This window comes from Daejeonella sp. H1SJ63 (genome assembly GCF_029360775.1).
GTDB lineage: Bacteria > Bacteroidota > Bacteroidia > Sphingobacteriales > Sphingobacteriaceae > Daejeonella.
In genome coordinates, this window is sequence record NZ_JARKMZ010000007.1 from 112,052 (window position 1) to 124,686 (window position 12,635).

Below are 12,635 nucleotides of genomic sequence, written 5' to 3' on the forward strand. Positions count from 1 at the left end.
GTTATCTCGTCTGCCCCTGCCCCCTTACAATCCACTTCTCAGTAACCAGCTTCTCCAAAGCAAATGGCCCGCGGGCATGAAGCTTCTGGGTCGAAATACCGATCTCTGCTCCAAGCCCGAAGACTCCCCCATCCGTAAAGCGGGTGGAAGCATTGGTAAAGACCGCTGCAGCATCAACCTCATTTAAAAAGCGCTCACAGAGTTCATCATTTTGAGAAACAATTGCTTCTGAGTGTTTGGATGAAAATTTGCGGATATGTTTCAGGGCTTCATCAAGATTCTCAACGGTTTTTACCGAACATTTAAAATCCAAAAATTCCCGCCCAAAATCTGCTTCCACTGCCTGTTGCAGATAAGGATACTTCAGATCCTTCAAAATTTTATAGGCCTCGGGATCTGCAAAGATTTCAACATGATAGGCCTCCAGTTTTGGAGCAAGCAACTTCAGCAGAGGTGCAACAACTGCCCTGTCAGCCAGAACTGTATCCAGTGAATTGCATACCGAAGGACGTGAAACTTTGGCATTAGTTACAATATTTGCAGCACTGTCCAGATCAGCCGTCTGCTCCACATAAGTATGGCAAACTCCTGCGCCGGTTTCAATAACAGGCACAGAGGCATGTTCGCGCACATAATCGATCAGCTGCTGCGAACCACGTGGAATCAAAATGTCAACGTATTTTGTTGCTGTCAGCAATTCTGGCATGAACTTACGGTCTGCCGGAAGAAGCTGAACAATATTGATATCCAGATCAAACGAAGCAAGCACATCCTGTATCAATGACACTAAAACAGAATTGGTATAAAATGCATCTGTACCACCCCTCAGCAGGCAAACATTTCCTGAACGAATGCACAATGCAGCCACATCAACAGTCACATTTGGACGCGATTCATAGATCACACCTACAACACCCAGAGGAACAGTAATTTTCCTGACCAGGAGTCCGTTTGCCAAAGTTTTCTCTGAAAGCAGCTGATTCGTCGGATCAGGAAGCGCAACAATATCCTCCACACTTTTAGCCAGGTCTTCAATACGTGCAGCATTAAGCAGGAGCCTGTCCTTCTTCGGATCTGTATCCGGCATCCGGTCGAGGTCTTTCTTATTTTCAATAATGATTGCTTCAGAGTTTGCTCTGAGCTTTGCAGCCAGGGCCTTTAACAGGGCCTGCTTTTCGCCATCGCTAAGCAGTTTAACTGCTGTTGTTGCCTGTGATGCCTGTTCAAGCAGGGTTTGTATCGATTCCATGATAATAAATTACAATAAAACTATATGATCAGCATGTGCTACTTCCAGATTCTTCAGACTTGCACCACTTTTTAATACAGAGGAATCGATTTTCGCTTCTGCAACTGCGATCACGTTATTTTCCTCATCAAGTATCTCTATAATTTCCCCGTTCTCAAAGGGAGACATCACATTGCTGATTCCTACGGCAAGCAAACTATGCCGGTTAAGGAGTGCTTTGACGGCACCTGCATCAACATGAATACGTCCGCGTACCAAACTTCCGCTGGCAAGCCATTTCTTACGGGCTGGAAGATTACTTTCCTGGGGATGGCAAAGCGTTCCGGTCTTGCCGTCAAGTGCATTCATAATGCCATTTTCAGATCGAATACCAAAAATCACCACCCGGATACCCATCTGGTTCGCCAGTCGGGCAAAGTTAAGCTTGGATGTCATTCCCCCCAGGCCGGAAGCCGACTTCTCCTTATTTGCAAGCTGAAGTACTTTCTTATCAGTTGTATCCAGCTCGGGAATTACTTTACCCTCACTGTCAAGAACTCCGGGGACTGAAGTACTGAACAATACCTGGGAAGCACCAAAACCTACAGCAATGAGTGTGGCAAGCTCATCATTATCTGAAAACTTAAGCTCCAGATTACTCACCACATCATTTTCATTTGCAATTGGAATAATATTACTTTTCCAGAGCTCTTCATAAGTACGCTTCAGCTGCAGAAACTGATCACGATTTGAAAAATGATGACGCTCACACAGACTTTGCGCAATTGAAATTCCGTAAGCAGAAAAATATTTAGCGTATGTATTTAATAATAAAGGATTCCCAATAGATGCCGCAGCCTTCTTCTCATTCAGCGTAGCCCCATAATTTTTCAGAAATCTCTTTCCGGCAGCAACTGCTCCCGAAGAAACGATCACCAGATTATATGAATCATGGATCAATGCCACCTGACGGGCAATATCCTGAATTACAAGCTCATCAAGTTCACCTTTTGGTGTAGTGATTGATGCTGTTCCAAATTTCAGTACAAGAATAGGTTTAGCCACAGTAAATGTATATACGGCGAATTTAAGAAAAGTTTTTCCGGTGAGAATGACAGTGTGTAAGAATTACGATATACTTTGACCTGTTTATACTGACGGCAATCAAATTGGTTGCCGTTTCTACATTATCAGAAGGCTTAAGTTGTCAATTAGCTCTGATTTCCTTTTTATTTACAGCTCCAAATTCTGTTCTCAAATTATACGAATTTCATATCTTTAACCTAAATCAACTGAAAAAAACATGAAACAGGCACTTTTTATAGCTGCAATTTTTCTGGCAGCATGTAATTCATCAAGCGATAAAAAAACTACAGAACAGGCAGATACTGCAAAGGCCCCTGAACTGGTTCTTAAATGGGAAAGCGACAGCAGCCTAAAAGTCCCTGAATCGGTATTGTTCGACAAAGCCGGTCAGATTTTATATGTGAGTAATGTGGATGGTACTAATCCATGGGAAGCTGATGGGAAAGGCTCTATTGGCAAAGTCGGACTGGATGGAAAGGTGATCGCGGCTGAGTGGGTAAGCGGACTGAATGCGCCAAAAGGAATGGGCTTGTACAATGGGAAATTGTATGCTGCTGACCTGGGCAATATTGCGGTAATTGATATCGCGGGCGGTAAAATTGAAAAGACTATTCCGATTGAGGGAGCAACAGGACTCAATGATATCAGTATTGACCCGAACGGGGTTATTTATGTTACTGAGTATCTGGCAAAGAAATTATACAAGGTTGAGAACGAAAAGGCAGAACTGATTGCAGAGAACCTGACACAGCCAAACGGGGTTCTTTTCCATAATAATGAACTGTTTCTGCTTGACGGAACCGGAATGTTCAGGGTAAATGCCGATAAATCGCTGGCTAAAATTGCAGATGGAATGGAAGGCGGAATCGACGGAATTGAGAACATCGAAGGCAATAACTTCATTGTTTCCTGCTGGGAAGGCGCTTTATGGCATGTTAATACCGATGGTACCAAGCATTTGCTGATGGATACCCGCAAAGAAAAAAGAAGTACTGCAGATATTGGTTTTGATCCGGCTACAAAAACCGTTTACGTGCCTACGTTCTTTAAGAATACGGTTGTTGCTTATGAGGTAAAGTAGTAAGAAAATTGACAGTTGATAGTTGACAATGGACAATGATGAAAAATCGTTGTTCATTGTCATTTTTTTATCTTCTAAAGTGGTATTGATCTAAACCAATCCATATTCATGAACAACTAATCTGAAGAACAAATTTGTATATGAATATGTAAATCACTGATAATCGGCAACAGATAACTCAAAAATTCCAAATGAACCACCCAACCCAATTGTCAACTATCAACTGTCAACTAATGATAAATGTTACCTGCGCCATCATCGTTAACGTTCGAAAGCAAGTCCTCGTTACCCAGCGCAGCGCCACCATGCCTCTTCCTTTAAAATGGGAGTTCCCTGGCGGCAAAATAGAAGATGGCGAAACAGCTGAAGAGTGTCTGATCCGGGAGATTAAGGAGGAGCTGAGTATTGCGATAGAAATTACCAGAAGCTTAAGTCCGAATGATCATCAATACCCGGATAAACTGATCCGTCTGATACCATTTATCTGCCGGCAGACTGGCGGAGAGCTGGCTTTAAAAGAACATGCTGAATATAAATGGCTGGATGCTAAGGATTTGTTAGATTTGGATTGGGCGGAGGCGGATGTGGGGGTGGTGGAGGAGTATTTGAGGATAGCTTTCACAAATAAGAACTCCTGTTGTTAGAGCTTTTTTACGATTACTGAATTTTAGCACTTTTTTGCAAATTATGTCTAGCACATAACAATTGAATATTCTCCGCACTTAGAGAAGTGCCACCCTTCGAAAATGGCAATATATGATCAAAATGAAGATTATCAGAACTTCCACATGTAACACACTTCCCATTATCTCTTTTCCAAACCTCTAATTTGATAGCTGTTGGAATCATTCGATTATGATCTAGATCATTGGCTTCTTGTTGCCTTTGTTCCTTTTGGTCAATTGTCAAGTCTGTTATATGAAGTTTAAATTTAAAGACTTTTCTATTACCTACAATCTCTTCCCAAGCATCAACGAGCTCAAAAACACCATTATATACCCATATGCCATCCTTTATCTTTTCATAAACCTTTACTAATTCTGGATAGGCTTCACCATCTTTATATCTCTGAGCAGCATTAAAGAATTTTCCATTTTCTGTTAAAGTTCCCTTCGGTGATTTTAAAGGTTGATCAATCAGCTTTGGATATGTTGCCAGATTCTTAGGTACATCATGTCCCTCATAAACTAATATCTGCCCATCATTTTCGACCTTATCAACATATGGAGCACCCTTTCTTTGTGACATTAAAATTATTGATTGTCCACCCTTAATTTTAAAATTCATACCCTTTTGTAGGCTAACTCCCTCAACAACTCCCATTGTTGAATGAGAAATGACATCGCCTGGATGAATAGAAATCATAAATCAAGAAAAGTTGAAGAATTAAAAAAATCAGAAATGCTAATATTTAAAGCGTGAATGAGCTTTTCTAAATTCACTATTGAAATATTCCTTCGACCATTCTCAACATCAGTGACATAAGTACGATCTAAATCCGCCTTATTAGCTAATGCTTCTTGAGTGAGTCCAAGTTCCGCACGAACCTGCTTTATTCGATGACCTACTTTCGCCTTAATATTCATTATGGCAAGATGTAATATTGTAGACTTTAAGTCAACGGACTTTACGTGTCATTTGAACTCTCAAAATGGACTTTAGATTTTACTGGCACTCAATTCAAATGAACTAAAATCAACAGAATAACACTCAAGAAAATATTCTAATATCTTCCTAAATCTCCAAATCAATTCCTAACTTTCCCCTATAAAAACATATTCATAATAGAATACTACAACTCCCCCCATGAAACGCCGCCAACTCCTCAAATCCCTCAGCCTTCTGCCCCTTGCCGGAGGAATCAGTAACTTTTCAACACAGGCAGAACCTGCCCCGGCAGAAGATCTGTATAAGGAACTGGGTATCCGCACTTTTATTAATGCGGCTGGTACATTAACCTATATGACCGGCAGTATTATGCAGGATCAGGTTTTGAAAGCGATCAACAGTTCGGTTGGTAAGTTTTGTATGCTGGATGAACTGCAGGATAAGGTGGGTGAACAAATCGCCAAAATGACTCATGCTGAAGCCGCTACGGTAACCAGTGGTGCGTTTTCGGCTATGACATTGGGGCTGGCAGGTGTCCTCACCGGAACGGACATGAAAAAAATCGGGCAACTGCCAAATCTGGATGGCATGAAATCTGAAGTAATCTGCCAGAAAGCACATAAAGATGCCTATACGCAGGCTTTCTTACTGACCGGCTGCAAGATCATTACTGTAGAAACCCGTGAAGAACTGGAGAAGGCCATCAATGAAAAAACGGCCATGATGCACTTCTTAAACATTGCGGTTAATGGCGGTAAGATCAAACATGAAGAGTGGATTGAGGTGGGTAAGAAATACAATATCCCTACTTCAATTGATATTGCAGCGGATGTACCACCGGTAGAAAACCTCTGGAAATTTAACGATATGGGCTTTGACCTGGTCTTCCTTTCGGGAGGAAAAGCAGTCAGGGCGCCTCAGAGCACCGGTTATTTAATGGGCCGAAAGCATCTGATTGAAGCAGCACGACTGAGTGCACCTCCAAGGGCAGTAACTATTGGCCGCGGGCATAAAGTGAACAAAGAGGAGATCCTGGGAGCTTATGTAGCTATCAAAAACATGATCGCGATGGATCATAACAAAGAATGGAAAAAATGGGAAGCAGGTATTGCGCTGATCGAAAATGCAGTGAAATCAATTGATGGGATCAGCACAACTATTACTGTTAACCCGCTGGGAAATCATACCCCATCCCTGCGCATCACCTGGGATGATACCAGGATCAAACTAACAGGCCATGAACTGCGCGAAAACCTGCGAAACGGCAACCCATCCATTGAAGCCGGATTTTCAGGATTACCTATATTCAAAGGTCAGGCAACACCACCCAAACCCGGTGCAAAAGGAGGCAATTCTGTTTCCATTACTGTATGGATGATGCAGCCGGGTGAAGATAAAATTGTTGCCAGGAGGTTGAAAGAGGAGTTTGGGAAAGCGCTTTCTTAAGCAGAAAGCTGAAAGGTTAAAGCTGAAATTTTAGTTCAGACGAAAGGGATACCCAATTTGCTAATTCTCTTCCCTCCTCTCCTTTGCAACAGGTCTCTCCTCGCGGAAATTCATCATAAATAACAATTATTTTGCTCGTCGAGATGATGGACTATTAATGGCCGGAGTCCCATTTGCTAAACCCGTATCGGGTTACTAATTCTCCTCCCCATCGACAAATCGACAAATCGTCTCATAGCCAAATCCCTACCCATCCTTCTCCAGCAGCGAAGTCTCCTTCGTATCCCTCATCCCCGCATACACCAGCAGCGATAAAAATATACATCCGCTGATATACCAGTAAAAATAAGACTCATGGCCAATATCTTTCAGGTATAGCGCCACATATTCCGCTGTTCCGCCAAAGATGGCAACGGTCAGGGCGTATGGCAGACCAACCCCAAGTGCGCGTACCTCTGCGGGGAAAAGTTCTGCCTTCACAATGGCATTGATACTGGTATAGCCGCTCACAATGAACAATCCGGCAAGCAGCAGGAAAAAAGCAGTGTACTGTGAAGTGGTATGGCTCAGGATAGTCAGAAGAGGAACCGTACAGATAGTTCCCAGAACACCAAAACCAATTAACAAAGGCCTTCTGCCTATCCGGTCTGAAAGTGCCCCGAAAACGGGTTGTATCAAAGCAAATATGAGCATGCTGATAAATGAGATCAGGGTAGATTCAGCCTTGCTGAGGTTCACCGTATTAACCAGGAACTTTTGCATATAGGTGGTATAAGTATAAAAGGCAAGGGTTCCGCCAAGGGTTAAACCGACCACTGTCAGCAGTGCTTTGGGATGTTTTAGCAGTTCCCTGATCGTACCTTTACGCTCATCTGATATATTTTTATGTATTTCGAAAGCCCTGGTCTCATACAGCGTGCTGCGCAGGTATAGCGCAACTAAAGAAAGAATAGCACCTATGATAAAAGGGATACGCCAGCCCCATTCGTGCAGTTCAGCATCAGTAAGTACCTTCTGAAGAACAAGCTGGATCCCGAGCGCGAATAATTGTCCGCCGATAAGTGTCACATACTGAAAACTGGAATAGAAACCCCGCCGGTTCTTACTGGCCATTTCGCTCAGATAAGTCGCCGATACCCCATATTCACCACCAACACTGAGTCCCTGGAGTAACCGCGCCAAAAGCAGCACCAAAGGAGCAATAATACCAATTGCCTGATAATTCGGAATAAATGCAATGAGCAGGGAACCGAACGACATAAGCAGTACCGAAAGGGTCATGCTCTGCTTACGGCCAACCTTATCTGCAATCCTTCCAAATATCCAGCCTCCAATGGGGCGCATCAGAAATCCAAGGGCAAAAATGCCTGCAGTATTAAGAAGCTGGGCCGTTTTATTACCTTCCGGGAAGAAGGAGGCCGAAAAATAAAGTGCGAATGCCGAATATGCATACCAGTCGTACCACTCTACCAAATTACCTATAGAGCCTCCAAATATGGCTTTCAGCCTTCGGTGGGAGATCTTTTCTGAAGCTAATAAACTTGTTTGCAAGCCGATTTATTTTTCATAATAATAGGAGTTTATTCGGGGAAAACGAATTCATAAATTAATAAGCTCAGACACAGACGATGCGCATGCACCAGCTTAGGATGATTCCTTCATTCGCCATAGATCTCTCATCATGCAATGATCACAATAATTTCAAAACAGATTTTACCCGCCGACATAACTCAAAATGAAATGCAGAATTCTCATTTGCTCATTCTCGCAATCGAGCAGGCAAGGGCATTTGTAAATGTTTAATAATTAACAAATCACCTCATTGACAAATCCTTACCGCCTGTAATCTTTCTGTTTCCTGTTTAAAAAATCAAAATAATAGATTATTTTAATTCCATGAAAAATCATCACCTATCGAAAACCTTAAAAATATCTTCATTCTGCTTTTTTTTGCTTGCCACATTTGCGGGAATCGGATGTAAAACAGGGAACAATGTACTACCCCCGTCTGACAAAGATAATGGCGGACTGATCCTTCCCGGGGGATTTGAAGCTTTGGTTGTGACCGACAGCATTGGCGGAGGCAAGGTCGTTGCACTAAAGATCAGTCAGCTTCCTAAAACGGCTTACTATCAGCCACCACCGCCAGAGATCAAGGGCGCTCCAAAAAGCACCCAGCTGAGCCGCCCAAACAATGCTCCAAAAGGCAATTATGTAGGAGCCAGACATATTGCAGTAAACAGCAATGGCGACATTTATGTCAAACTCAGATCTCCGACAGTTGACGGTTATGGCAATGCCGCCCTGAGAGATTTAAACGGCGATGGCAAAGCGGATACGATGAAAATCTGGGGTAAATACGAAAACCGGAACAGGGGGACTGCTATGAAGATCCATAATGGCTATCTCTACTACAGCTCTGAGATGATGGTTTATCGCAATAAGCTGAAAGATGGACAATTGGTGCCGGATAGTAAGATGGATACCGTTGTAATGGATACCCCACCATATCATGAACATCAGGCAAAGGCTCTTGCTTTTGATGGCAGAGGAAATATGTTCGTTTCATGGGGTATCGGAACCAACTCATGCCAGACTGAAAACAGGCGTCCGGGTTCTCCCGGTAAAGTGCCATGCCCCGATATGGATGATCACGGAGGGATCTGGAAATTCGATGAAAATAAACTGAATCAAAAGCAAAGCGACGGTAAAAGGTATGCAACGGGGATGAGAAGTATTGTTGGCATGGAATGGGATAAGAAAACAAACGCTCTTTATGCTGTTCACCATGGCAGGGATGATTTCCGTTTGCTATGGCCTGAATTTTACAGTCCGTGGAAAAGCGCCATGCTTCCGGCTGATGAACTTTTCAAAGTTACCGAAGGCATGGATGGCGGATTCCCGTACTATTATTACGACCAGATGCTTGAAAAGAAAATCCTCAGTCCTGAATATGGCGGCGATGGCATTAAAGAAGGTGATGGCGCCAAACTTCCGAAACCTGTCATTGGTTTTCCGGGGCACTTCGCACCTAATGAAATATTATTCTACAAAGGCGATCAATTCCCTGAACGCTATAAAGATGGTGCATTTGTCGCCATGCATGGATCTACCAACCGTATCCCATACCCTCAGGTGGGTTTTGTGGTGCTGTTTGTTCCGATGAAAAACGGTAAAGTTACTGGTCCATGGGAGGTATTTGCTGATGGCTTTGCCGGCGTAGATACCGTTGCAATAGCAAATGATGCAAAGTACAGACCAATGGGGCTTGCAGAAGGCCCGGATGGTTCCTTATATGTTGGCGATACCGAAAAGGGTAAAATCTGGCGTATTATGTATAAGGGTGATAAAAAATCATTCGGCAGCAAACAGCTTGCCGCGATGGAAAAACGTAAGAATACTGTTTCTTACCTGAAAACACCGGATGAGATGAACGATAACCTCGACAGAAAGGGGAAACCGGTACATGCCGAACTTTTATACAATATTTATTGCCGCGGCTGTCACCAGACTGATGGTAATGGGGATGGAAACCGCTTCCCTCCACTTGCCGGATCTGAATGGGTGAACAGTGATAAAACGGTTCTGATCAATGTGGTGCTCAACGGACTGACGGGCAATATTCAGGTTAAAGGACAGAACTTTAACGATACCATGCCTGCACATGCCTCGTTCCTCAACAATAAAGAGGTATCTGAGATACTGACGTATGTAAGGAAAAGTTTCGGGAATAATTCAGGGCCTGTTACTGAAAAAGAAGTAGCAGATGTTAGAAAACTAACAGTTAAGAAATAGAAAGTATTTTCTCAAAATTTATAAACAAAGAAAAGCCGGTGCATCATGTACTGGCTTTTCTTTTTGAATTTTTCTCTTATCGAAAAATAAAATAGTTTAAATTAAAAATTAGTATTTTTGACAAATAAATACTCTCAAAGCTCCAATTATGAACCCGTCATGATTTTGCTAAAACCCGCAGGGGGTATGATTATTAAACCATGGTCGCCCTGCCTGCGGCAGGCAGGCCTGCCTACCGCAGGTAGGTTCATCACCATTAAAAACCAAAAAAATAAACGGATGAAAAAAATTTTAATTATCGCGGCAGCGGTTGTGTTATTAGGTTCCTGCAAAAAGGAGATGATCTCAGAAACTGCAAATCAGAATGATCAAAAAAAATATGCTGAAATGGCGCAAGGTGCTTTACTTTTAAAAGCGAAAGATGCAGCAAGCCTGCAGATGTCTGTACCTGATCAGACAAAGGGCAAAAAAGTAAGCCGTCCGCTTACAAGTACCGGGTCAGGCAGCATCAGCTACATTCCAAATGGTTGCGGAGATGGAACTCTTCAGTTCAGATCAGAGGGAACAGGAAATTCAACTGCACTCGGGCTTCAGAAACAGGTGACTACATTTTGTATTAATCCGGCTACGGGACAAGTAATTGGTTCTATAGGCGGGGTAGGAACTGCCGCCAATGGAGATAAGCTTTACTATACTCTTGCTGGTGCAGGAATTGACGCTGCAAGCGGATTTATGTACCAGGAATATATCTTCACAGGTGGCACAGGAAGATTTACTGAAGCAACAGGGAATATGACCTTATTGTACACAGTAAATACACCTGTTAATTATGAATACACAGGTAAAGGTACGATCATCTTTTAAAGATTCAGGATAACTTCCTTAACATACAGCTTAAAATCTTTTAAAAACACCATTCAAAGCCGGTTTTTCTTTTCATGCATCTGAATTTATTGAATTTATACCATCGGGCCCTGTCATTTTATATATTTGAAAAAAAATAAAAAAATGATAGCACACCACGTTTTATTCTGGCTGAAAGCCGACATGACCGAAGAACAGAAAACTGCATTCCGCAAAAGTTTGGATACTCTTCAATTTATAGATGTTGTTAAGTTTTTTCATGTAGGTACACCTGCTCCGATTGAACGCGCAGTTGTTGACACCAGCTATACATTTAGTTTATTGCTGGTTTTCGAAGATCTGGCGGCTCATGATGTATATCAGGTTCACCCTCTGCACAAAGCTTTCCTGGATGAGTTCCGTGCTTTTTTTGATAAGGTAACCATTTACGATGCTCATTAATATTTAAGAAGTATGCGGTTCATCCGCTGCAAAAGCCTGCAAGTAATTTTGCAGGCTTTTGTATTTTAAGACCGGTCTTCATAATAATGTCTCCATAAATTCTCTTTACTTTTAGTCTTCATAAAATAGATTCATGAGAATTATCAGCCTCTTTCTGCTTTTCTCAATACTGAGTATAAGCCTATCAGCACAAAATAAAAAATTTGAATTCATTGCCTTTGGGGATATGCCCTATCGTTTACCTGCTGATTATACCCGGTTTGAGACCCTGATCAAACAGGTAAACAAAGAAAAACCTGCGTTCAGCGTTCATGTTGGCGATTTCAAATCAGGCTCTACCCTGTGCAGCGACGAGTACTTCAACAAAATACATGGCTATTTTGAGACATTCTCACAACCTTTGATCTACACTCCTGGAGATAATGAATGGACCGACTGTAACCGGGAGGCCGCGGGAAGTTATAATCCCCTGGAACGCCTCAGCACCCTGCGTAAACTCTTTTTTTCAAACACAAAAAGCTTTGGTAAGAAAAAAATGGAATTGAATACGCAAGCTGAAGACCCTGCATTTTCAGAATACGTTGAAAATCTTTCCTGGGAATATGGAGGTGTTCAGTTTGCAACTATTCATCTGGTAGGCAGCAATAATAACTTCAGGCCTGGAGGTGATAATACTGAGTTTCTGGGACGCGAGAAGGCCAATCTGGCCTGGATTGATGAGGTTTACCGTCGTGCTGCAGACAAAAAAGGTTTGGTATTCTTTACACAGGCAGATATGTTCAATGGGGGGAAAATTGCCCCTGTATTTCAGGAAATCTGTAATAAACTCTCAGAATTAAGCAGAAAATACGACAAGCCGGTGCTTTGGGTCAATGGCGATTCTCATCGTTTTATTGTCGACAAGCCCTTGCTCAATCCTGATAAACGGTCAACAATTTTAAACTTTACCCGTCTTCAGGTATTCGGAGATGCAGATATGGCCTCGGTTCGGATTAGCGTTGACCCAAAATCAAAGGAACTGTTTACGGTCAGGCAATTATTGATGGATTAATATTGGTAACAATAGCGACAAAATGAATCTGGCCG

General features: G+C 42.4%; 12 protein-coding genes. 7 read left to right on the forward strand and 5 right to left on the reverse strand.

The genetic code is table 11. From position 1 onward, the window contains the following. Nucleotide 1 precedes the first annotated feature (1 nt). Together P2W72_RS03005 and proB are read right to left on the reverse strand one after the other, a co-directional pair. Nucleotides 2–1,249, reverse strand: coding sequence for a glutamate-5-semialdehyde dehydrogenase (locus P2W72_RS03005; RefSeq protein ID WP_276359404.1), 1,248 nt, complete (start codon nucleotides 1,247–1,249; stop codon nucleotides 2–4). Nucleotides 1,250–1,258: 9 nt separating this feature from the next. Next, on the reverse strand, nucleotides 1,259–2,293 hold the full coding sequence (proB, locus tag P2W72_RS03010) for a glutamate 5-kinase (protein ID WP_276359405.1): 1,035 nt from the start codon (nucleotides 2,291–2,293) through the stop codon (nucleotides 1,259–1,261). Nucleotides 2,294–2,531: 238 nt separating this feature from the next. Between proB and P2W72_RS03015 the strand changes: the two genes are divergently transcribed. Further along, nucleotides 2,532–3,395, forward strand: a complete 864-nt coding sequence (locus P2W72_RS03015; RefSeq protein WP_276359406.1) for an SMP-30/gluconolactonase/LRE family protein — start codon at nucleotides 2,532–2,534, stop codon at nucleotides 3,393–3,395. 191 nt (nucleotides 3,396–3,586) lie between these two features. Beyond that, nucleotides 3,587–4,039, forward strand: coding sequence for a (deoxy)nucleoside triphosphate pyrophosphohydrolase (locus tag P2W72_RS03020; protein ID WP_276359407.1), 453 nt, complete (start codon nucleotides 3,587–3,589; stop codon nucleotides 4,037–4,039). A gap of 13 nt (nucleotides 4,040–4,052) precedes the next feature. Here the strand turns inward: P2W72_RS03020 and P2W72_RS03025 are convergent, their stop codons facing one another. Both P2W72_RS03025 and P2W72_RS03030 read right to left on the reverse strand, forming a co-directional pair. Beyond that, on the reverse strand, nucleotides 4,053–4,760 hold the full coding sequence (locus P2W72_RS03025; RefSeq protein ID WP_276359408.1) for an HNH endonuclease signature motif containing protein: 708 nt from the start codon (nucleotides 4,758–4,760) through the stop codon (nucleotides 4,053–4,055). Then, a complete protein-coding gene (locus P2W72_RS03030) occupies nucleotides 4,757–4,981 on the reverse strand; it encodes a helix-turn-helix transcriptional regulator (protein ID WP_276359409.1) in 225 nt (74 codons plus the stop codon). Before P2W72_RS03030 ends, P2W72_RS03025 begins: the two co-directional genes overlap by 4 nt. A gap of 220 nt (nucleotides 4,982–5,201) precedes the next feature. Between P2W72_RS03030 and P2W72_RS03035 the strand changes: the two genes are divergently transcribed. Next, nucleotides 5,202–6,449 (forward strand): selenocysteine synthase, encoded by a 1,248-nt coding sequence (locus tag P2W72_RS03035; RefSeq protein ID WP_276359410.1) that lies wholly within the window; start codon nucleotides 5,202–5,204, stop codon nucleotides 6,447–6,449. Nucleotides 6,450–6,695: 246 nt separating this feature from the next. Here the strand turns inward: P2W72_RS03035 and P2W72_RS03040 are convergent, their stop codons facing one another. Next, nucleotides 6,696–8,000 carry an MFS transporter gene (locus P2W72_RS03040; RefSeq protein ID WP_276359411.1) on the reverse strand — a complete coding sequence of 435 codons (1,305 nt, stop codon included), beginning with the start codon at nucleotides 7,998–8,000 and terminating at the stop codon, nucleotides 6,696–6,698. A 345-nt stretch (nucleotides 8,001–8,345) separates the two neighbouring features. Between P2W72_RS03040 and P2W72_RS03045 the strand changes: the two genes are divergently transcribed. From P2W72_RS03045 to P2W72_RS03060, 4 genes are all read left to right on the forward strand, one after another. Beyond that, nucleotides 8,346–10,244, forward strand: a complete 1,899-nt coding sequence (locus P2W72_RS03045; RefSeq protein WP_276359412.1) for a PQQ-dependent sugar dehydrogenase — start codon at nucleotides 8,346–8,348, stop codon at nucleotides 10,242–10,244. Between the two features lie 279 nt (nucleotides 10,245–10,523). Then, on the forward strand, nucleotides 10,524–11,108 hold the full coding sequence (locus P2W72_RS03050; RefSeq protein WP_276359413.1) for a hypothetical protein: 585 nt from the start codon (nucleotides 10,524–10,526) through the stop codon (nucleotides 11,106–11,108). Between the two features lie 144 nt (nucleotides 11,109–11,252). Further along, nucleotides 11,253–11,549, forward strand: coding sequence for a Dabb family protein (locus P2W72_RS03055; protein ID WP_276359414.1), 297 nt, complete (start codon nucleotides 11,253–11,255; stop codon nucleotides 11,547–11,549). Between the two features lie 133 nt (nucleotides 11,550–11,682). Continuing rightward, nucleotides 11,683–12,600 (forward strand): hypothetical protein, encoded by a 918-nt coding sequence (locus P2W72_RS03060; RefSeq protein ID WP_276359415.1) that lies wholly within the window; start codon nucleotides 11,683–11,685, stop codon nucleotides 12,598–12,600. Nucleotides 12,601–12,635 lie beyond the last annotated feature (35 nt).